Annotated in this window: 22 protein-coding genes and 1 pseudogene; 12 read left to right on the top strand and 11 right to left on the bottom strand. The window is 65.8% G+C overall.

Annotated elements, in window-relative coordinates:
• Nucleotides 1–2: 2 nt before the first annotated feature.
• From ACVW1C_RS35225 to ACVW1C_RS35195, 7 genes and pseudogenes are all read right to left on the bottom strand, one after another.
• Nucleotides 3–689: pseudogene (locus ACVW1C_RS35225) on the bottom strand (XdhC family protein); the annotation flags it as partial.
• Between the two features lie 2 nt (nucleotides 690–691).
• A complete protein-coding gene (locus ACVW1C_RS35220; protein ID WP_021077800.1) occupies nucleotides 692–1,015 on the bottom strand; it encodes an XdhC family protein in 324 nt (107 codons plus the stop codon).
• Between the two features lie 29 nt (nucleotides 1,016–1,044).
• Nucleotides 1,045–2,247, bottom strand: coding sequence for a vWA domain-containing protein (locus ACVW1C_RS35215; RefSeq protein WP_171947635.1), 1,203 nt, complete (start codon nucleotides 2,245–2,247; stop codon nucleotides 1,045–1,047).
• A 75-nt stretch (nucleotides 2,248–2,322) separates the two neighbouring features.
• Nucleotides 2,323–3,231, bottom strand: coding sequence for an AAA family ATPase (locus ACVW1C_RS35210; RefSeq protein ID WP_456762182.1), 909 nt, complete (start codon nucleotides 3,229–3,231; stop codon nucleotides 2,323–2,325).
• Nucleotides 3,232–3,359: 128 nt separating this feature from the next.
• Complete coding sequence (locus tag ACVW1C_RS35205; RefSeq protein ID WP_456762181.1) at nucleotides 3,360–4,166, bottom strand: FAD binding domain-containing protein; 807 nt, start codon at nucleotides 4,164–4,166, stop codon at nucleotides 3,360–3,362.
• Nucleotides 4,167–4,222: 56 nt separating this feature from the next.
• Nucleotides 4,223–4,708, bottom strand: coding sequence for a (2Fe-2S)-binding protein (locus tag ACVW1C_RS35200; RefSeq protein WP_021077804.1), 486 nt, complete (start codon nucleotides 4,706–4,708; stop codon nucleotides 4,223–4,225).
• A gap of 168 nt (nucleotides 4,709–4,876) precedes the next feature.
• The gene (locus tag ACVW1C_RS35195) at nucleotides 4,877–5,323 is read right to left on the bottom strand and encodes an SRPBCC family protein (protein ID WP_456762180.1); all 447 of its coding nucleotides are present in this window, start codon (nucleotides 5,321–5,323) and stop codon (nucleotides 4,877–4,879) included.
• Between the two features lie 209 nt (nucleotides 5,324–5,532).
• On the opposite strand from ACVW1C_RS35195, the gene ACVW1C_RS35190 reads away from it, so the two are divergent.
• The 3 genes from ACVW1C_RS35190 to ACVW1C_RS35180 all read left to right on the top strand — a co-directional run bounded on the left by ACVW1C_RS35190 (nucleotide 5,533) and on the right by ACVW1C_RS35180 (nucleotide 8,231).
• Nucleotides 5,533–6,888, top strand: a complete 1,356-nt coding sequence (locus ACVW1C_RS35190; protein ID WP_456762179.1) for a 3-carboxy-cis,cis-muconate cycloisomerase — start codon at nucleotides 5,533–5,535, stop codon at nucleotides 6,886–6,888.
• Between the two features lie 56 nt (nucleotides 6,889–6,944).
• Nucleotides 6,945–7,727 carry a 3-oxoadipate enol-lactonase gene (gene pcaD, locus ACVW1C_RS35185; RefSeq protein ID WP_456763253.1) on the top strand — a complete coding sequence of 261 codons (783 nt, stop codon included), beginning with the start codon at nucleotides 6,945–6,947 and terminating at the stop codon, nucleotides 7,725–7,727.
• Nucleotides 7,728–7,838: 111 nt separating this feature from the next.
• A complete protein-coding gene (locus ACVW1C_RS35180; protein WP_173637433.1) occupies nucleotides 7,839–8,231 on the top strand; it encodes a carboxymuconolactone decarboxylase family protein in 393 nt (130 codons plus the stop codon).
• Here ACVW1C_RS35180 and ACVW1C_RS35175 read toward each other — a convergent pair.
• Nucleotides 8,211–8,738 (bottom strand): hypothetical protein, encoded by a 528-nt coding sequence (locus tag ACVW1C_RS35175; RefSeq protein ID WP_456762178.1) that lies wholly within the window; start codon nucleotides 8,736–8,738, stop codon nucleotides 8,211–8,213. The genes ACVW1C_RS35180 and ACVW1C_RS35175 overlap by 21 nt on opposite strands.
• A gap of 182 nt (nucleotides 8,739–8,920) precedes the next feature.
• Here ACVW1C_RS35175 and ACVW1C_RS35170 point away from each other — a divergent pair, with 182 nt between their 5' ends.
• Nucleotides 8,921–9,679 (top strand): hypothetical protein, encoded by a 759-nt coding sequence (locus ACVW1C_RS35170; protein ID WP_456762177.1) that lies wholly within the window; start codon nucleotides 8,921–8,923, stop codon nucleotides 9,677–9,679.
• A gap of 84 nt (nucleotides 9,680–9,763) precedes the next feature.
• Here ACVW1C_RS35170 and ACVW1C_RS35165 read toward each other — a convergent pair whose 3' ends face one another.
• Complete coding sequence (locus ACVW1C_RS35165) at nucleotides 9,764–9,907, bottom strand: hypothetical protein (protein ID WP_456762176.1); 144 nt, start codon at nucleotides 9,905–9,907, stop codon at nucleotides 9,764–9,766.
• A gap of 277 nt (nucleotides 9,908–10,184) precedes the next feature.
• Between ACVW1C_RS35165 and ACVW1C_RS35160 the strand changes: the two genes are divergently transcribed.
• The 7 genes from ACVW1C_RS35160 to ACVW1C_RS35130 all read left to right on the top strand — a co-directional run bounded on the left by ACVW1C_RS35160 (nucleotide 10,185) and on the right by ACVW1C_RS35130 (nucleotide 17,065).
• A complete protein-coding gene (locus tag ACVW1C_RS35160; protein WP_018272404.1) occupies nucleotides 10,185–11,102 on the top strand; it encodes an ABC transporter permease subunit in 918 nt (305 codons plus the stop codon).
• Between the two features lie 10 nt (nucleotides 11,103–11,112).
• A complete protein-coding gene (livM, locus tag ACVW1C_RS35155; protein ID WP_456762175.1) occupies nucleotides 11,113–12,438 on the top strand; it encodes a high-affinity branched-chain amino acid ABC transporter permease LivM in 1,326 nt (441 codons plus the stop codon).
• Nucleotides 12,435–13,268 (top strand): ABC transporter ATP-binding protein, encoded by an 834-nt coding sequence (locus ACVW1C_RS35150; RefSeq protein WP_456762174.1) that lies wholly within the window; start codon nucleotides 12,435–12,437, stop codon nucleotides 13,266–13,268. The genes livM and ACVW1C_RS35150 overlap by 4 nt, the downstream gene beginning before the upstream one ends.
• Nucleotides 13,268–13,789 carry an endonuclease domain-containing protein gene (locus tag ACVW1C_RS35145; protein WP_456762173.1) on the top strand — a complete coding sequence of 174 codons (522 nt, stop codon included), beginning with the start codon at nucleotides 13,268–13,270 and terminating at the stop codon, nucleotides 13,787–13,789. Before ACVW1C_RS35150 ends, ACVW1C_RS35145 begins: the two co-directional genes overlap by 1 nt.
• A complete protein-coding gene (locus ACVW1C_RS35140; protein ID WP_173637439.1) occupies nucleotides 13,786–14,520 on the top strand; it encodes an ABC transporter ATP-binding protein in 735 nt (244 codons plus the stop codon). Before ACVW1C_RS35145 ends, ACVW1C_RS35140 begins: the two co-directional genes overlap by 4 nt.
• A 166-nt stretch (nucleotides 14,521–14,686) precedes the next feature.
• Entirely contained in the window at nucleotides 14,687–15,805 is a 1,119-nt protein-coding gene (locus ACVW1C_RS35135; protein ID WP_456762172.1) for a branched-chain amino acid ABC transporter substrate-binding protein, read from the top strand.
• Between the two features lie 264 nt (nucleotides 15,806–16,069).
• A complete protein-coding gene (locus tag ACVW1C_RS35130) occupies nucleotides 16,070–17,065 on the top strand; it encodes a P1 family peptidase (protein WP_456762171.1) in 996 nt (331 codons plus the stop codon).
• A 217-nt stretch (nucleotides 17,066–17,282) separates the two neighbouring features.
• Here the strand turns inward: ACVW1C_RS35130 and ACVW1C_RS35125 are convergent, their stop codons facing one another.
• Nucleotides 17,283–18,113 (bottom strand): EF-hand domain-containing protein, encoded by an 831-nt coding sequence (locus tag ACVW1C_RS35125; RefSeq protein ID WP_456762170.1) that lies wholly within the window; start codon nucleotides 18,111–18,113, stop codon nucleotides 17,283–17,285.
• 252 nt (nucleotides 18,114–18,365) lie between these two features.
• Here ACVW1C_RS35125 and rpe point away from each other — a divergent pair, with 252 nt between their 5' ends.
• A complete protein-coding gene (rpe, locus tag ACVW1C_RS35120; RefSeq protein WP_456762169.1) occupies nucleotides 18,366–19,067 on the top strand; it encodes a ribulose-phosphate 3-epimerase in 702 nt (233 codons plus the stop codon).
• Here the strand turns inward: rpe and ACVW1C_RS35115 are convergent, their stop codons facing one another.
• Nucleotides 19,068–20,540, bottom strand: coding sequence for a serine/threonine protein kinase (locus ACVW1C_RS35115; RefSeq protein WP_456762168.1), 1,473 nt, complete (start codon nucleotides 20,538–20,540; stop codon nucleotides 19,068–19,070).

The following is a 20,540-nucleotide window of genomic DNA, read 5'->3' as shown; positions in this document are numbered from 1 at the left end:
TTTTTCCTTGGGGGGGGCAAACGCAGCTGCGCGGTGATCTCGGCCATGATCGCGACCGCGATCTCCGAAGGCGACACCGCGCCGATGTCGAGGCCGATCGGCGCGTGGATGCGCGCGATGTCGCTGTCCCGCGCGCCTAGCGCGCGCAGCCGCTCGGCGCGCTTGGCATGCGTCTTCCGCGAGCCGAGCGCGCCGATGTAGAAGCAGTCGCGGTCGAAGGCGTGCAGCAGCGCCGGATCGTCGATCTTGGGATCATGCGTCACCGCGACGAACGCGGTGTAGTGATCGACATTGAGCGGCGGCAGCGCGACATCGGGCCATTCGGCGACCAGCGGCACGTCGGGGAAACGCTCGGGACTTGCAAACGCCGTGCGCGGATCGACCACCGTGACGTCATAGTCGAGCGAGCGCGCCAGCGGCGCCAGCGCCTGGCTGATATGGACCGCGCCGATGATCACGAGCTTTGCGGTCGGCGCGTAGACGTTGAGGAACAGCTTTCTTCCGCCGGCCTCGACATTGCCGCTCTTGCCCATCCGCAGCTGCTTGGCGAGCTCGGCGCGCAGCGGATCGGCGGCGATGTCTTTCGCCTTGACCAAGCGCTGCTCGCCATTGGCGGTATCGGTGACGATGATGACCGGGCGGCGCGCGGCGCGCTCGGCGTTGAGCTCTTTCAGGATCTCGAGCTTCACGGCTACCCAACCTTCTCGACGAACACGCGGATGGTGCCGCCGCAGGACAGGCCGACATTCCAGGCCGTCTCGTCCGCGACGCCGAATTCGAGCATTTTTGGCTGGCCGCTCGCGATCACGTCGAGCGCCTCGGTGACGACAGCGCCCTCGACGCAGCCGCCGGAGACCGAGCCGAGAAACGTGCCGTCGTCATTGATGACGAGGCTCGAGCCGGCCGGGCGCGGCGCCGAGCCCCAGGTCTCGACCACGGTGGCGAGCGCCACGCCATGGCCCTGCTTCTGCCAGGTCTCGGCGGCCTGAAGAATGTCTTCGTCGCGGTTCAGCATGGTGGCCTCCTGCTATCGGGTCAGGCTTCTTAGGCTACAGAGCGGATCAGGCTGCGGTGGTGCGCCGGCGGCGGGGATGACAGCGCCCCGATCAAGCCCTTGATGGACGTCAAGTTATGCACCGGGCGAAATTCGTCAACGTGGGGCAGCATCATTTTGATGCCCTGGGCCTTGGCCTCGAAGCCGGAATAGCGCAGCAGCGGGTTGAGCCAGATCAGGCGGCGGCAGGAGCGGTGCAACCGGTCCATCTCGAAGGCCAGTTTGGCATCGGCCTCGCGTTCTAGTCCATCGGATATAAGGAGGACGATGGCGCCCTGCCCGAGCACCCGGCGGGCCCAGAGCTGGTTGAAGGTGTGCAGCGAGGTCGCGATCCGGGTCCCGCCGGCCCAGTCTTCCACCGAGGACGTGCAGCTCGCCAGCGCCTCGTCGGGGTCGCGCGCCCGTAACGCGCGCGTCACATTGGTCAGGCGGGTGCCGAACAGGAACACCGAGACCCGCTTGCGGTAGTCGGTGATGGCGTGGAGGAAGTGCAGGAACAGTCGGGTGTATTCGCTCATCGAGCCGGAGATATCGAGCAGCGCCACGATCGGCGCCGGCTTCTCGATCCGGCCGAGCTTGCGGATGTCGATGATCTCGCCGCCGGTGCGTAGCGAGTTACGCACCGTGCGGCGCATATCGAGCCGCAAGCCGCGCGCGTCCGGCTGATAGCGGCGGGTCACGAGTTCGGCCTGCGGCAGCCGCATCCTGGCGATCTCGCGCGTCACCTCGGCGATCTCCGCCGCGGTCATCTGCGCAAAATCCTTCTTCTGCAGCACCTCCTTGTCGGAGACCGAGAGCTTCAGCTCCTGCTCCTGGGCCTGCGGCCGCTCCTCGCTCTTCGCCGGCTGCGCCATCGCCTCCTGGACGCGGCGCGAGGCCGGCGGCGGCTTCTTTCTGGCGTGGTCGGGCAGCGGGACGGAATCCAGCATGCTCTTCCACTCCTCGGCGGCGCGGAAGAACAGCTCGAAGGCCTGGCGGAAGATCAGCGCATGCTCATGGCGCTTGACGAAGATCGCTTCCAGCGTGGCGTAGAAGTCGGAGCGATGTCCGACCTCGATCAGCTGCAGCGCATCGAGCGCATCGATCACCGAGCCCGGCCCGACCGGGAGCCCGGCCGCCCGCAGCGCGCGGGCAAAGCCGATCACGTTGTCGGCCATGTGGCCCGTCGGAGGCGCGAGGTGGTTGATGGCCATCGAACTATCCACTCCCGTCATTCCAGGATGCGCCGTAAGGCGCAGGCCCGGAATGACGAATGTTGTTGCGACGACTTACGTCTCGCTCGTCGCTTCCTTCAATGTCTTCTGCAACGCATCGCCCTGCATCCGCGCGATGTCGTCCTGGTACTTCAGCAGCGCGCCCAGCGTGTCGCCGACAACCTGCGGCGTCAGCGAGCGCGCGTCGAGCTCGGACAGCGCGGTGGCCCAGTCGATGGTCTCGGCGACGCCCGGCGACTTGTAGAAATCCTGGTTGCGCAGCGCCTGCACGAAACGGACCACCTGCTGCGACAGTTTCGCGGAAATGTTCGGTACCCGCGATTGGACGATCGCAAGCTCGCGCTCTGCTGTGGGATAATCCACCCAGTGATACAGGCAGCGGCGCTTCAGCGCGTCGTGGATCTCGCGGGTGCGGTTCGAGGTGATGATCACGATCGGCGGCGCCGGCGCCTTCACGGTGCCGAGCTCGGGGATCGTGACCTGGAAGTCGCTGAGGATTTCCAGCAGATACGCCTCGAATGCCTCGTCGGCGCGGTCGAGTTCGTCGATCAGCAGCACCGGGGGGCCAGCGACGTCGGGTTCGAGCGCCTGCAGCAGCGGCCGTTTGATCAGGAAGCGCTCGGCGAAAATATCGCTCGCGAGCTGGTCGCGATCGGTATCGCCGGAGGCCTCCGCGAGCCGGATCGCGATCATCTGCGCCGCGCTGCTCCACTCGTAGACGGCGGAAGCAACATCGAGGCCTTCATAGCATTGCAGGCGGATCAGCTTGCGCCCGAGCGCCGCCGACAAGACCTTTGCGATCTCGGTCTTGCCGACACCGGCCTCTCCTTCGAGGAACAGCGGCCGTCCCATGCGCAGCGCGAGATAGGTCACGGTCGCCAGCGACCGCTCAGCGAGATAGCCGCGCGATGTCAGCAGCTCCTCGAGCGCATCGACGGAAGTGGGTAACGCCGGTGCACTCATGGAACAGCCAGTCTTCGAACAGGGGTTAGCAAAATCACGCCGTGGATTTGGTTCTTGGAACTAGACCTTGCGATCTAGCTCTTAGGATCTAGCCCTTGGGAACTAGTCTCTTGTCTAGTCCTTTGGATCTAGTCCTTGGCGTTGGCGGCTTCCACCGCCCTGCGCGTCAGAACGCCGATCAGATGGGCGCGGTATTCGGCACTGCCGTGCAGGTCGCTGTTCAGCCCGTCGGCCGAAACCGCGATGCCGTCGAGCACCTTGTGCGAGAAGCGCTTCTTCAGCGCCTCCTCGAACGCTGTGACGCGGAACACACCGTCGGAGCCCGCGCCGGTGACCGCGACGCGCACGTCGGACGGCCGCTTGGCCACGAACACGCCGACCAACGCGTAACGCGAGGCCTGGTTGCGGAACTTCACATAGGCCGCCTTCTTCGGCAGCGGGAACATCACCCTGGTGATGATCTCGTCGGCCTCGAGCGCAGTCGAGAACAGACCCTGGAAGTATTCCTCAGCCTTCAGGCGGCGCTTGTTGGTGACGATGGTGGCGCCCAGCGCCAGCACCGCGGCCGGGTAGTCGGCGGTCGGGTCGTTGTTGGCGAGCGAGCCGCCGATGGTGCCGCGATGGCGCACGGCTGGATCGCCGATCATGCCGGCAAGCTCGGCCAGCGCCGGGATCGCCTCGCCCACGATCGCGGAGTTCGCGACTTCCGCGTGCTTGGCGGTGGCGCCGACCACCAGCGAGCGGCCCTTCATCTCGATCGTGTCGAGACCTTCGATATGGGAGAGGTCGACCAGATGCGGCGGGCTCGCGAGCCGCTGCTTCATGACCGGCACCAGCGTATGACCGCCGGCGATCAGCTTGGCGTCCTCGTTCTTCACCAGCAGGTTGGCGGCCTGCCGCACGGTCCCGGGACGATGATATTTGAATTCGTACATTGGAATGTCCTGATCGCTTGTCGCGAGGAATTGCTGATTAGGCGAGATGCGACTTTTTAAGCCAGGTCCGATTTGGCCATCGCCTTGGCGCCGGCTGCGATCGAAGCAACGATGTTCTGGTAGCCGGTGCAGCGGCACAGGTTGCCTTCCAGCTCTTCGCGGATCACCTCGTCGGAGAGGTCGTGGCCCTTGCGATGGACCAGGTCGACCGCGGTCATGATCATGCCCGGCGTGCAGAAGCCGCACTGCAGGCCGTGATGCTCGCGGAAGGCCTCCTGCATCGGATGCAGCGGCGCACCATCGGCCGCCAGCCCCTCGATGGTCTTGACCTCATGACCGTCGGCCATCACCGCAAGCGTCGTGCAGGACTTCACCGCCTTGCCGTCCAGGTGCACGACGCAGGCGCCGCACTGCGAGGTGTCGCAGCCGACATGGGTGCCTGTCAGCCGCAGGTTTTCGCGCAGAAACTGGACCAGAAGGGTACGGGGGTCGACATTCGCGTTCACGGGATTGCCGTTCACGATCATTGAAATCTTGGCCATCAGCACTCTCTTATCTGCGCCACCGCATATCGGCGAAGCAGGCGGTTTAAAATCATTCCAGACGGCATAATATGGGCGCGCCCTGCGATGGGCAACCTTTCGAGCCACCCATCCAGGACATAACGGCAAGGCATGGCGGGGCCTGAATGAGCCGGGCCGCCTGCGGGGCTAACCTTGTACCGCCTTGGCGAAATTTGCAAAGAATTCGTCCGCCAACTTCTTGGCGGCGCCATTGATCAGGCGCTGGCCGAGCTGGGCGAGCTTGCCGCCGATCTGCGCCTCTACGTTGTAGCTCAAAAGCGTGCCGCCATCCTTGTCGGCAAGGCCGACGGTGGCGCCGCCCTTGGCGAAGCCGGCCACCCCGCCCTCGCCTTCACCCGATATCTTGTAGCCGTTCGGGGGATCGAGATCGCTCAAGGTGACCTTGCCCCTGAAGCGGGCGGAGACCGGGCCGACCTTCATCTTGGCGGTGGCGCGGAAGCCGCCCTCGTCGGTCTTCTCCAGCTCTTCACAGCCGGGAATGCAGGCCTTCAACACTCCGGGATCGTTGAGCTTGTCCCACACAGCCTGGCGCGGCGCTGCAAGCTGGACTTCGCCGGTCATCGTCATGGCCATGGGGGACCTCCTCGATCGTGAGAAACCTTTTCCCCCAAGTAAAGCAGCGGGGGCGCAAAGGAAAGGGCACCTTCGGAGGATGAGCGATGCATATTCGCACCGCAGCAAGACGCGCCGCCGTTCACAAAATCGCGCAATCGGCGCGGTCGAAATTGGCGGCAGCGCCGGGGCATTGGCAGGAGCGCGCGACAGTGGTTAGGTCGCGCGCCATGAGCACAGCCCTCTCCCCCCTGCTTGCGCCGATGCTGTCGAGCGCTGCGATGCGCGCGGTCTGCGACGACGCCGCCACCGTGCAGAACATGCTGGATTTCGAGGCCGCGCTGGCCCGCGCCGAGGTGGCCTGCGGCGTAATCCCTCACGAAGCGTCCGGCCCGATCGGCGCCGCCTGCAAAGCCGAATCATTCGACCTCGCCGCGCTGGCCGATGCCGCGACGCAATCCGGCAATCTGGCGATCCCGCTGGTGAAAGCCCTGACCGCCAACGTCGCCAAAAAGGACGCCGAGGCGGCGCGCTACGTGCATTGGGGCGCGACCAGCCAGGACGTCATCGACACTGCGACCATGCTGTCGTTGCGCGCCGGCATCGATGCTCTGCTCATCGACCTCGATCGCGCCGTTGCAGGCTTTGCCGGCCTTGCCCGCGCCCATCGCGACACCGCGGTGGTGGCGCGGACCTGGCTGCAGCATGCGCTGCCGATGCCGTTCGGCCTGAAGCTCGCCGAATATGCCGCGGCCCTGCACCGCTCCCGCAAGCGCTTGCTGCGCCTGCGCCGCGAGACGCTGGCAGTGCAATTCGGCGGCGCCGCCGGCACGCTCGCCGCGCTCGGCGACAAGGGCCTGGCGGTCGCCGCTCGCCTTGCGAAAGAGCTGGACCTGTCCCTGCCCGATGCGCCCTGGCACACCCACCGCGACCGCATCGCGGAGGCCGCGTCGGTGTTTGCGATCCTTGCCGGCAGCTGCGGCAAGATCGCGCGCGACGTCTCGCTGATGATGCAGACCGATGTCGGCGAGGCCTTCGAGCCCGCGGGCGCCGGCCGCGGCGGCTCCTCCACCATGCCGCACAAGCGCAATCCGGTCGCCGCAGCGAGCGCGCTGGGGGCTGCGACCATGGCGCCGAACCTCACTGCTACGATCCTCGCCGCGCAGGTGCAGGACCATGAGCGCAGCGCCGGCCCGTGGCATGCGGAATGGCCGACATTGCCGGGCCTGATGCTGGTGACGTCGGGCGCGCTCGCCGCCATCGTCGATCTCGCCGAAGGGCTTGAGGTCGATGCGGCGCGGATGCGCGTCAATCTCGATGCGACTCATGGGTTGATCATGGCGGAAGCCGTCACGTTTGCGCTGGCCGAACCGATCGGCAAGAGCGACGCCCATCATCTGATCGAGGCCGCCAGCAAGAAAGCGGTCGCGGAGAAGAAGCATCTGCGCGACGTGCTGTCGGCGGATGCAAAGATCACCGCGCATCTCGATGCCAAGCGCATCGCAGAACTGTTCGAACCGATGGCCTATCAGGGCGCCTCGCAGGCGCTGATCGACCGCCTGCTGGCTTCACTGGATGACAAGTAGCAACGATGTCGTTGCCGGGCCTGACCCGGCAATCGCATGACGAGAGGGACAAGACGATGCCGATGATCAACGCCGACGGATGCCTGCTCAACGTCCAGGTGGACGGCCGCGACGGCGGACCGACCCTGATGTTGTCGAACTCGCTCGGCTGCACCTTGCAGATGTGGGAGCCGCAAATGCGGGCACTGACGCAGATGTTCCGCGTCATCCGCTACGACCGCCGTGGTCACGGCAAGTCCGGCGTGCCGGCCGGCCCCTACTCGATGGAGCGGTTCGGCCGCGACGTGCTCGCGATCCTCGACGATCTCAACATCGAGAAGGTGCACTGGTGCGGCCTGTCGATGGGCGGCATGGTCGGGCAATGGCTCGGCGCCAACGCCCCCGAAAGATTCGGCAAGATCGTCCTCGCCAACACCGCCTGCTACTATCCCGATCCGACCAACTGGCTGAACCGCATCAAGGCGGTGAAGCAAGGCGGCATCGCGGCCGTCGCCGACACCGTGATCGCGGGCTGGCTGACCGCCGACTTCCGCGAGCGCGAGCCGGAGACCACGGCGCGCATGAAGGCGATGCTGCTGGCCTCTCCCGTCGAGGGCTATCTCGCCTGCTGCGAAGCGCTGTCGACGCTCGACCAGCGCGCGCTGTTGCCCAGGATCAAGAGCCCGACGCTCGTGATCGCGGGAAAGCGGGACATGGCAACGCCGGTGTCGGCCGGTGAGATGATCCGCAGCGGAATTCCCGGCGCCAGCATGACGCTGCTCGACGCCGCGCACATCTCCAATGTCGAGCAATCGCACGCCTTCACCGAGGCCGTGGTCGGCTTCCTGACGCAGCGCTAATCCACAACCACAAACGTCATTCCGAGGAGCAAAGCGACGAAGCAATCCATGCCTCCGCAAGCGGTGAAATGGATTGCTTCGCTTTGCTCGCGATGACGGGAGGAGACATCAATGGACGACAATCAGCGCCGTGACGACGGCATGACGCAGCGCCGCAAGGTGCTGGGCAATGAATGGGTCGACAAGTCGATCAAGAACCGCAACGCGTTCAACACCGACTTCCAGGACCTGATCACGCGCTATGCGTGGGGCGACATCTGGACCCGGCCGCATTTCGATCACCGCACGCGCCGCGTGCTGGTGATCGGCACCATGGTCGCGCTCGGCCAGTGGGACGAGTTCCGCCTGCATGTGCGCGCGGCGCTCAGCGAAGGCGGCTTCACGCCCGAAGACATCAAAGAGATCCTGCTGCAGCAGGCGATCTATTGCGGCGTGCCGGCGGCCAATCACGCCGTCAAGGAAGCCGGCGCGATCATTGCCGAACTAGGGCTGCTGAAGGGATAGTTCGCTCGCCGGCGCGCTGGTCGCGACGACCGGCGCCTTGGTGGCGGGCTTCGGCGAGGTCTCGAACAGCATCACGATCGCAGTGCCGAGCAGCATCAGAAGCTCGGCCGCATGCGTGCGCAACGCTTCGATCTCGCCGACCTTGGATGCCATCATCATGCTGGCAAAGCTCAGCACGCTGCCGAGGCAGAGCGCGACCGCCAGCGCCTCGTCGGCACCGCTGCTGGTCTTGCGCACCGGCGAGAACGCGGCCATCGCGAGGAACACCGCGAAGAACGCCACCACGGTGATCCGCGCCAGCGCCAGCAGCCACGCCAGCCGCACCGTCGCCATCTTGCCGAGGTGCAGATAGTCGCTGGCGTACAGCGCGATCGACACGCTCGGCCGCTCATAGAGGCCGTGGATCGGCGACACCATGATGCTGAAGGCGATGATGGTCCAGACCGGAATGAAATAGGCCGCAAGCAGCGCGCCATTGAAGGAGCTGATCCGCCAGTTGCTCGACATTGCCGCTTCCCGCTTCTCTCCGGCGCCTTTTGGGTCGGCGACGGTTCAGCCTGCGAGGTAACGCCAATCGAATGCCGGCAGCAATTTAAACCCTTTGTTAAGGTTAAGCGCGGTGCGATGGTTCCGGATCGATGCGATCGGGCAAGACCGGCACCTGCGCCGGCCGAGATAGAGGGGGTAAAATGACCGAAAGAACCCGCGTTTTCGTCGCGACGCCCTGTTTCGGCGGCGACCTGAAGATGGCCTATGTGCTGTCCGCCCTGAAGCTTCAGGCTGCGGCCACTGCCCGGGGCATCGACATCCAGTTCCACCTGATAGGAAACGAATCGCTGATCGTGCGCGCCCGGAACGAACTGGCCCACCAGTTCCTCGTATCCGGCGCCAGCCATCTGTTGTTCATTGATGCCGATATCGGGTTCGAACCCGAGGCCGTGTTCCGGCTGCTGGATTGTGGTGCCGATGTCTCGGCCGCGGCCTACCCGCTCAAGCACATCGATTGGGCAAAGGTGCAGCGGGCTGCGGACGCCAAGCGGCAGAACCTCGCGTCATCCTCGCTGGACTATGTCGTCACATGGGAAGGCGATCAGATCACGGCTCGCGGCGATGGCTTCGCCAAGGTCCGATATGCCGGAACCGGCTTCCTGATGATGAAGCGATCCGCCCTCGTCAGGCTGTGCGACGCCCATCCCGAGCTCAAATATCGGGCGAACCACAAGAGCAACGACTTGAACACCGGCGACCTGGTTCGCGCCGACCTCGACCGCGTCTCGCTGTTCGAATGCATGATCGACAAGACGACCGGCGAGTATTTGTCCGAGGACTACGCCTTCTGCCGGCGCTGGCTCGATCTCGGCGGCGAAATCTGGCTCGACCTACGAAGCGAGCTCACGCATTTCGGTTCCTACGCCTTTCGCGGCCGCTTCGCCGATCAGCTGGCCTGAGCAGAAAGCAGAAACAAATGAGCTAATGAACGGGCCTCGCCGTTCGGCGAGGCCCGTGTACTGCATCCGCTCAATTGCGCCGAACTAGCGCTCCGGATTGGGCTTCTGGCCCTGCCGGCCGGGATCCTGCTGCTGCTGGCCAGGCTTCTGGCCGCCGCCCTGCTGCTGACCGGGCTTCTGTCCCGGATTCTGGTTCTGCTGGCCGGGGTTCTGGTTCTGATTGCTCATTCGCTTAACTCCCTTTGCTTTCATCAAGCTCGGGACAACGCACCGTCATGACCGCGGTTGCTCGGGGAACACGGGTTCCGGCGCGATCATTGCAAGGCAACGGGGTGTCGCCCCTGTGACATCGGAACCGCACCCGCCGAAGTAGTTATGTACAAGCCCTTGTCTGCTGCTGCCACGCTGTTGCCGCCGCCGGGGTTCCACTGTTAGAAAATACCACGACGCGACGGATCAGGCTGCCGGGGCCCTCGGCGCGTCACCCCTCGAGTTACGGCAGCGCATGGATTATTTCGCCCAGCAACTGATCAACGGCCTCGTGCTCGGTTCGATCTACGGCCTGATCGCCATCGGCTACACGATGGTCTACGGCATCGTCGGCATGATCAACTTCGCCCATGGCGACATCTTCATGATCGGCGGCTTCATCGCGCTGATCTCGTTCCTGGTGCTGGTGTCGCTCGGCCTCACCGCGATCCCCCTGATCCTTCTGATCGTGCTGCTGGTCTCGATGGCGATCACCGCGCTCTATGGCTGGACCATCGAGCGCATCGCCTACCGGCCGTTGCGGCATTCGTTCCGCCTGGCGCCGATGCTGTCGGCGATCGGCATGTCGTTCGTGCTGACCAACTTCTCGCAGGTGTCGCAGGGCGCGCGCGTCAAGCCGGTGCCGCCGATCATCACCGGCGGCTACACGCTGCATGAGGGCTCGCAAGGCTTCGCCGTGCAGCTCTCCAACATCCAGATCATGGTCGTGCTCGCCACCATCGTGGTGCTGGCGCTGTTCACCTGGCTGGTGTCGCGCACCCGGCTCGGGCGCGACATGCGCGCCTGCGAGCAGGACCAGACCATGGCCGCGCTGCTCGGCGTCGACGTCGACCGCACCATCTCGATGACCTTCGTGATCGGTGCCGCGCTCGCCGCCGTCGCCGGCATGATGTACCTGCTGTATTACGGCCTGGTTGATTTCTTCATGGGCTTCGTCGCCGGCATCAAGGCATTCACCGCCGCCGTGCTCGGCGGCATCGGCTCGCTGCCTGGCGCGATGCTCGGCGGGCTTGCGATCGGCCTGATCGAGACGTTCTGGTCGGCCTATTTCTCGGTGGAATACAAGGATGTCGCCGCGTTCTCGATCCTGATCGTGGTGCTGATCTTCATGCCGACCGGCCTGCTTGGCCGTCCCGAAGTCGAAAAAGTCTGACAGGCACTTCGTGAGCGCGACCTCAGCCCGCCCCTCGCACGCCGCGCAGCCCTCGGGCGGCGCCTTCATTCTCAAGAAAGCCCTGATCAGCGCATTGGTCGCGCTGGTGCTGTTCTCGCTGATGATCGGCGTGCGCACCGAGGCGGGACCGCAAGGCGGCCTGATCTACTGGACGCGGTTCGGCGACCTCGCCGCCATGGTCGCGATCGTGTTTGGCGGCAGCATCATCGTCGAACTGTTGCGGCAATGGTGGGGACCGGTCGACAAGGACAGCGTCGTGCCGAAGCCGGTGCAATCAGCGATATCGTTCGCCGGCCGCTGGCTGGCGCCTGCGCTCCTGGTGTTCACCTTCCTCGTGCCCGTCATCTTCTACAACCAGCGCTACATTCTCGACCTGTCGATCCTGGTCCTGACCTATGTGATGCTGGGATGGGGCTTGAACGTCGTGGTCGGGCTCGCCGGCCTGCTCGATCTCGGCTATGTCGCCTTCTATGCGGTCGGTGCCTACTCCTACGCGCTGCTTGCGACCAATTTCGGATTGTCGTTCTGGGTCTGCCTGCCGCTCGCCGGCATCCTCGCGGCGTGCTGGGGCGTGCTGCTCGGCTTCCCGGTGCTGCGGCTGCGCGGCGATTATCTGGCGATCGTGACGCTCGCCTTCGGCGAGATCATCCGCCTCGTCATCATCAACTGGCAAAGCCTAACCGGCGGCCCCAACGGCGTCTCGGGGATTCCGCGCCCGACCATGTTCGGCATTCCGCTGACGCCGGGCGACGACGGGCTCGCCGCCAGGCTCGGCATCGAGTTCTCGCCGACCCACCGCCTCGTCTTCCTGTTCTATCTGATCCTGGCGATGGCGCTGCTCACCAACTGGGTGACGATCCGGCTGCGGCGGCTGCCGATCGGCCGCGCCTGGGAGGCGCTGCGCGAGGACGAGGTCGCCTGCCGCGCGCTCGGCATCAACACCACGACCACCAAGCTGACGGCATTCGCGACCGGTGCGATGTTCGGCGGCCTCGCCGGCGCGTTCTTCGCCACGCGGCAGGGCTTCATCAGCCCGGAATCCTTCACCTTCCAGGAATCGGCGCTGGTGCTGGCGATCGTCGTGCTCGGCGGCATGGGCTCGCAGCTTGGCGTGGCGCTGGCCGCGCTCGCCATGATCGGCGGCTTCGAGCTGTTCCGCGGCCTCGATCAATACCGCATGCTGGTGTTCGGCATCGCCATGGTGCTGTTGATGATCTGGCGGCCGCGCGGGCTGATCGGCCATCGCGCGCCGACCGTGTTCCTGGAGCGCAACCAGGCGATCTCCTCCGACCTCGTCAAGGAGGGCCACGGATGAGCGGCGACCACATCCTCACCGTCGACCGCCTGATGATGCGCTTCGGCGGCATCGTCGCGGTCAACGAGCTCTCCTTTGCGGCCGAGCGACGCAAGATCACCGCGCTGATCGGGCCGAACGGCGCCGGCAAGACCACCGTCTTCAACTGCATCACCGGCTTCTACCGGCCGAGCGGCGGCGCGATCCGCCTCGCCCATGATGACGGCCGCAGCATCCAGCTCGAGCGGCTGAACGATTTCCGCATCTCCAAGCAGGCCAAGGTGGCGCGCACCTTCCAGAACATCCGGCTGTTTCCCGGCATGACCGCGCTGGAAAACCTGATGGTCGCCCAGCACAACGCGCTGATGCGCGCCTCGGGCCTGACCCTGCTCGGCCTGCTCGGCCTGCCGTCCTGGCGCGAGGCCGAAGCGCGCGCCATCGAGCTGGCGCGGACCTGGCTCAACCGCGTCGGCCTGCTCGACCGCGCCGACGACGCGGCGGGCAATCTGCCCTATGGCGACCAGCGCAGGCTCGAGATCGCGCGCGCGATGTGCACTGAACCTGCACTGCTCTGTCTCGACGAGCCTGCGGCTGGACTGAACGCGCGAGAGAGCGGCGGCCTCAACGAGCTCTTGCTGTCGATCCGCAACGAACAGGGCACCTCGATCCTCTTGATCGAGCATGACATGTCCGTCGTGATGGAGATTTCCGATCACGTCGTGGTCATGGACTACGGCGTCAAGATCGCCGAAGGCACGCCGCAAGCGGTGCGCGACGACCCCAAGGTGATCGCCGCATATCTCGGCGCCGACGAGGAAGAGGCGATCGCCGTGATGGAGAGCGGCACGTGATGAGCGCAGCCGGCAAGTCCCCAACCTCCCCCTGCAAGGGGGAGGTCGACCGCGAAGCGGGCGGGTGGGGGTCACGCTTTTCCCGCACGAAAGATATGACGGCGCGCGCACGCTCCCTCCGCGTCAACATGACCGATGCGGAAGCGTGTCTCTGGCGCGCGTTGCGCCGCGATCAGCTCTATGGCTTCTCTTTCCGCAAGCAGCACCCGATCGGTCAATACACCGTCGACTTCTACTGCTCGCGGCTTCGCCTGGCCGTCGAGGTGGATGGTGGGCAGCATGCCGAGCAGCGCAAGCAGGCCGACGATCGCCGGACGCATTGGCTCGCGGAGAAGGGTGTCACCGTCGTCCGTTACTGGAACAACGACGTGCTGTCGAATTTGGAGGGCGTGCTGAGCGATCTGGTCACTCACATGGAGCGATTGGCGCAAGCGGAGGCAACCCCCACCCCGACCCTCCCCCTTTCAGGGGGAGGGAGTACGAACAATCGCACGCTTGGCGAAGACGGGAGCGAGCGATGACCACACCCCTGCTCGCGGTGCGCGGCGTGCGTGCGGCGTATGGCAAGATCGAGGCGCTGAAGGGCGTCGACATCGAGATCAATCGAGGGGAGATCGTCGCCCTGATCGGCGCCAATGGCGCCGGCAAGTCGACGCTGATGATGACGATCTTCGGCCGGCCGCGCGCCCGCGCCGGCCGCATCGAATTCGACGGCCATGACATCACCGGCGTGCCGACCCACGAGATCGCGCGGCTGCGCATCGCGCAATCGCCCGAGGGCCGACGGATCTTTCCGCGCATGAGCGTCGCGGAAAACCTGCAGATGGGCGCCGATGCCACCGAATGCAGCGAGGCCGAACGCGAGGCCGGGCTGGAGCGCGTGTTCGCGCTGTTTCCGCGGCTGAAGGAGCGCGTCGCACAACGCGGCGGCACGCTGTCGGGCGGCGAGCAGCAGATGCTCGCGATCGGCCGCGCCCTGATGAGCCGGCCGCGCCTGCTGATGCTGGACGAGCCCTCGCTCGGCCTCGCGCCGCTGATCGCGCGCCAGATCTTCGATGCCATCCGCACGCTGAACCGGCAGGACGGCCTCACCGTGCTGATCGTCGAGCAGAACGCCAACCATGCGCTGAAGCTCGCCCATCGCGGCTACGTCATGGTCAACGGCCTGATCACGCTGGCCGGAACCGGCGCCGAATTGCTGCAGCGCCCGGAAATCCGCGCCGCCTATCTGGAAGGCGGCCGCCGCGGCTAGCTCACCCCTGCGCGCCGCCCCTTGCAGCAGGATGCGGCTGATGCAGCGTCGATTTGCCTGAAAATTGCCGGTGACTTCGCCGCGAAATCAGCCGAGAATGCCGGCGGTTTTGGGGCCCGGCGTGCCGGGCCCTTCCGCAAGAGGCAACGACCACGAGGGACGTCTCATGAAATCACTGAAGCTGATCGGCCTGGCACTGGGCGCGTCGTTCGCATTATCGGCGAGCGCGTTCGCGCAAGACATCACCATCGCAGTCGCGGGCCCAATGACGGGCTCCGAATCCGCTTTTGGCCGGCAGATGAAGAACGGCGCCGAGCAGGCACTCGCCGATATCAACGCCGCCGGCGGCGTGCTCGGCAAGAAGCTCGCGCTGGAAGCCGACGACGATGCCTGCGATCCGAAGCAGGCGCGCTCGATCGCGGAAAAGATCGGCTCCGCGAAGATCCCGTTCGTGGCCGGCCATTTCTGCTCGTCGTCCTCGATCCCGGCCTCCGAGGCCTATGCCGACGCCAACGTGCTGCAGATCACCCCGGCCTCGACCAACCCGCTGTTCACCGAGCGCAAGCTGTGGAACGTGGCGCGCGTCTGCGGCCGTGACGACCAGCAGGGCCTGGTCGCCGCCGACTACATCATGAAGAACTTCAAGGGCAAGAACGTCGCGATCCTGAACGACAAGACCACCTACGGCAAAGGCCTCGCTGACGAAACCAAGAAGGCGCTGAACAAGGCCGGCTTCCAGGAGAAGATGTTCGAGTCCTACAACAAGGGCGACAAGGACTTCAACTCGATCGTCTCGCGCCTGAAGCGCGACAACATCGATCTGGTCTATGTCGGCGGCTACCATCAGGAAGCCGGCCTGATCCTGCGCCAGATGCGCGACCAAGGCCTGCAGACCGTACTGATGGCGGGCGACGCCCTGAACGATAAGGAGTTCGCCTCGATCACCGGCCCCGCCGCCGAAGGCACGCTGTTCACCTTCGGCCCCGACCCGCGCAACAAGCCGACCGCGAAGGCGATCGTCGAGAAGTTCAAGGCCAAGAACATCGACCCCGAAGGCTACACGCTCTACACCTACGCCGCGATGCAGGTGTGGACGCAGGCCGTCGCCAAGGCCGGCACCACCGACGCCAAGAAGGTGATGGACACCATCAAGGCCGGCGAGTGGAACACCGTGCTCGGCAAGATGGCCTTCGACGCCAAGGGCGACATCAAGGCGATCGACTACGTCGTCTACAAGTGGGACGCCAAGGGCAACTACACCGAGATCAATCCGAAGGGCTCCTGAGGAACTCTCCCGTCATTGCGAGGAGCGACAGCGACGAAGCAACCCATCTTTCGGCAAGCTCGGTAACCATGGATTGCTTCGCTTCGCTCGCAATGACGCTGATGGATAAAACGCCCCGCTCCGCCGGGGCGTTTTTTTGACCGGATACCTGCAAGTCTTACCTAAGTCCTGCCGCAAGTCCGTGCGCACGCGCGGTCAAAGGTTGCTGCATTCGCCGCGGCTGCTATACCGGATCGATCGGACAGCAGGCGGACGGACTCAATCGTGAAAAACCTTCTCACCGATATTGCCGGCGTTAGCGTCGGCCATGCCGACGACGCCATGATCGCCTCGGGCGTCACCGCGATCCTGTTCGAGCGGCCGGCGGTCGCCTCGATCGATGTCCGCGGCGGCGGTCCGGGCACCCGCGAGGACGCGCTGCTGTCCCCGCACAATGTCGTCGAGGCGATCGATGCCATCACGCTGTCGGGCGGTTCGGCGCTCGGGCTTGACTCCGCCGGCGGCGTGCAGGCCTGGCTCGCCGAGCGCGGCCGCGGCTTTCGCATCCGCGATGCGGTGATCCCGATCGTGCCGGGCGCGATCTGCTTTGATCTGCTCAACGGCGGCAACAAGGCATGGGGACGCTTTCCGCCCTATCGCGATCTCGGCTACGCGGCGGCGAATGCCGCCTCCGACAATTTCGAGCTCGGCAGCGTCGGCGCCGGCATGGGCGCGACCACCGCCAATTTGAAGGGCGGCCTCGGCTCGGCGTCTGATGTGACCGACGACGGCATCATGGTGGCGGCGCTCGCGGTGGTCAACGCGGTCGGCAGCGTCACGGTCGGCAGCGGCCCGTGGTTCTGGGCGGCGCCGTTCGAGGTCGATGGCGAATTCGGCGGTCGCGGCCTGCCGCCCGCGTTCACGCCGGACATGCTGAAGCTGCGGCTGAAGGGCGGCGCGGACGCCACCGCCGCCGAGAACACCACGCTCGTCGTTGTCGTCACCGATGCGCAGCTGACCAAGCCGCAGGCGAAGCGCCTTGCGATGATCGCGCAGACCGGCATGGCGCGCGCGATCTATCCGGTGCACGCCCCGCTCGATGGCGACGTGGTGTTTGCTGCGGCCACGGGCGCCAAGCCGGTCGATCCGCTGTTCGGGCTGACCAAGCTCGGCGCGATCGCCGCCAACACGGTGGCGCGCGCGATCGCACGCGGCGTCCATTCAGCCACCGCGCTGCCCTTTCCCGGCGCGCTGCCGAGCTGGCGGGACCGGTTCGGCTAAATCATCATGAAGTCGAGTTGAAGCGCGACCACGAGGGAGGTGCGCTCCCTCGCCAGGGTTGGGGTGAGGGGCTGCCGCCGCATCAACGGTGACAGGTGCATTCGTGGAGACTCCCCCTCACCCGGAGCGCATCTCACGATGCGCTCCGGCCTCTCCCCGCACGCGGGGCGAGGCGAAGCAGAGCCAGCCTGCTCCATTCAAAGCGAAGAATGATGCTTTAAGCGCTGACCGACAGCGACGACGAGGCCTGCGCCGAGATCGCCTGCGACTGGCGCTGGATCAGCTGCTCGATGAAATTGTAGGACGAGGTCGCGTTGCTTCCTGCGGAGGACGACGACGATGTGTTGCTGGTGCTGGAAGCCGTGGCCGCCGACGTCATCGACACCTTGGAGCCGTCGGCATAGGTCGTTGTCGTCGTGGTCGAGCCGTCGCTGTTGGTCACCGAGGTTGAGGTCGCGCCGTTCAGCGCCTGCATCAGCGGATCGGAGCTCGATCCGCCCGAGCCGCTGCTGGCGCCCGATCCATCGGTCGCGCCGCCGGCTGCGTGGTGATGGTGATGGCCGCCGCCCTTGTGGCCCTGCAACGCCTTCGACATCTCGTCGAGGCTGACGCTGCCGTCGCCATTGGCATCGAGCTTGGAGAACACGTCGTCGGCCTGCGCGATGTTGGTGCCGCCGGCGCCGAGCGCATTCTCGAATTCCGTCTTGGTGATCTGGCCGTTGCCGTCGGCGTCGATCTGCGAGAATAAGTCCTTCAGCGCATCCGACCGGCTGGTCGGGGTCGCACTGGTCGAGGCCGTGGTCTGCGACTGGCTCTGCGCGTCGAGCAGCGCGCTCATGGTCAGCGGCGAAATCTGCGTGGAGCTGCTGCTGCCCGAGCCGGTAGCCGAGCTGCTGCTGGTCGACGTCGAGGTACTGGTCGAGGCCGAGAACAGCCCGGTCGACTGATTTCCCTGCGTGGAGCTGCCGGTCTGTGTCGTCGACTTCGACGACATCAGCGAGCTCAAAAGATCGATGGCGGATGACGCAGCGCCAATGGCAAATAACATGGCAATACTCCAACAAGGCCGCGCATGGCGGCTCAAACGCTTGCCAAAGGCGCAGCAAGCGGCGTGCCATGGCAAAAACCCAATAAAACCAGGCCTTGGCGCATCGATGCAGGTTCCGCGCACCCGGCAAGAGCTGCCGCCGGCGGCAGAATTTTCCGGCTCCGAGGTGCCGTCCGCTCGCATTGCCCGCCACGCGTCCGCGTGTTAGGCGGGATCACCCGTCGCCCCCTGAAGTCTTTCGGAACAGTTGACATGACTCAGTCATTCACCCCGCGTCCCCTCGTCATCGCCCCGTCGATCCTGGCGTCGGATTTCTCAAAGCTCGGCGAGGAGGTCCGCGCCGTCGACCAGGCCGGCGCCGACTGGATCCATCTCGACGTGATGGACGGACATTTTGTGCCGAACATTTCCTACGGCCCGGATGTCATCAAGGCGATGCGGCCGCACACCAAGAAGATCTTCGACGCCCATCTGATGATCTCGCCCTGCGATCCCTATCTCGAGGCGTTCGCCAAAGCGGGCTGCGACCACATCACGGTGCATGCCGAGGCCGGCCCGCATTTGCATCGCTCGCTGCAGGCGATCCGCGCGCTCGGCAAGAAGGCCGGCGTCTCGCTCAATCCGGCAACGCCTGTGAGCGCGATCGAATATGTGCTCGACCTGATCGACCTCGTGCTCGTGATGTCGGTCAATCCCGGCTTCGGCGGCCAGGCCTTCATCCGCTCGGCGATCGGCAAGATCTCTGACGTCAGGGCGATGACAGCGGGCCGCCCGATCGACATCGAGGTCGATGGCGGCGTCGCGCCCGATGTCGCGGGCCAGCTCGCCGCCGCCGGCGCCAATGCCTTTGTCGCGGGATCCGCCGTCTTCAAGGGCGGCACCGCCGAGGCGTACAAGACCAACATCGCCGCGATCCGCCATGCCGCGGCCGAAGCGCGCGGCGAAGCGATCTGATCAAGACAGCGTGGGCGGCGTGACCGCGGCACTGGCCGTCGGGTCCGCCGCGCCGTCTTCACCGTCCGTCGCCGGCGTCAGCCGCGACGGCCGCACCACGGTCACCGTGCACGGCGCTTCCCCGGCGACCTTGGCGGAGACGCTGCCGAGCAGCGCGCGCCGCATCGAGTTCTGCCGCGCGCCGATGATGATGTGGTCGACCAGGTTGACCGCGGCGAATTCCAGGATTGCGGCGGCGGGGTCGATCGCCTCCAGCACATGCACGGTCAGCCGCCCCTCCTGGAGCCTGAACGGCCGCGCCCAATGCTGGAGCGCCACCAGGCGGTCGACATGCTTGTTCTGGCCCTGATCGTCATGGGTGCGGTCGATCGCCAGGCGATTGAGCTTCAGCACGTTGACGCAGGCGAGCCGCGCCGACGGCGACGTCGACAGCACCTGCTCGGCGGTGACGCGGATGGTGTCGTTCAGCACCTCGGTCCCCTCGCCGAGATCGAGCGCGACGGCGACGATCGGGCTCGAGGCGAGCTGCGCCGCGACATCGGACTTCGGCTGCGGCGGGGTCGCGCCGAGATTGAAGCGGCGGCGCCACACCGTGCCGAGCGGATCGCGATCGAGCCGCTGCGCCCGCGCGGTCAGCTTCACCTGCTCGGGATGGCCGAGATCGAACGCGAGCTGCGCCGCGGTCGGATAGCGCGCCGCCGGATCGATCTCCAGACAGCGCAGCACGATCTCCTGCAGCCAAGGCGGATAGTCGGGCTTCAGCTTGCGCGGCGGATACGGGTCGCGCCACAGCCGCCGGCGCATGCCGCGCAGGGTCTCGGTCTCGCCGAACGGGCGGACCCCGGTGGTGAAGAAATAGAGCAGCACGCCGAGCGAAAACAGATCGCTGCGCGGATCGTCGCGCACGCCGAGCAGGCGTTCCGGCGCCATGTAGGGCGCGGTGCCGTAAGGCAGCCGAAACTCCTCCTGCAACAGGTCGGGCAGATGCTTGTGATGCGAGAGACCGAAATCGATCAGCACCGCCTCGCCGCGCTGGCGGAACATGATGCTGCTCGGCTTGATGTCGTGATGGATGACGTTCTGCCGGTGCAGGCTGGCGAGCGCGGTGGCAACCTTGCCGCCGATCACCCTCACCTCCTCGTACGGCAACGGCAGCGCGTCGAGCCGCTTGTAGAGCGTCTGGCCGGGGATGCGCTCCATCACCACATAGGCCTGGCGTTCGAAATCGCCGGTGCCGAAACAGGCCGGCACGTGCGGCCCGGACAGCCGCGGCAGGATCATCTGCTCCATCTCGAAGCTGACGATCGCGGCCGGATCCTCGCCCTCCGAGGTCAGCGGCACCTTCATCAACAGCGGCACGGTGATGCCCGGATGGGTGACGGTCCACAGCGTCGCCATGCCGCCGCGGTGCACCCGCTCGCCGACGGTGAAGCCATCGATCTCGGCGCCCGCCTGCATCGTCAGCGCCGCCAT

The sequence above is a fragment of the Bradyrhizobium sp. USDA 4011 genome, assembly GCF_054063415.1.
The sequence above is the reverse complement of the archived record's forward strand: the minus strand, read 5'-3'. Positions and strand labels throughout refer to the sequence as shown.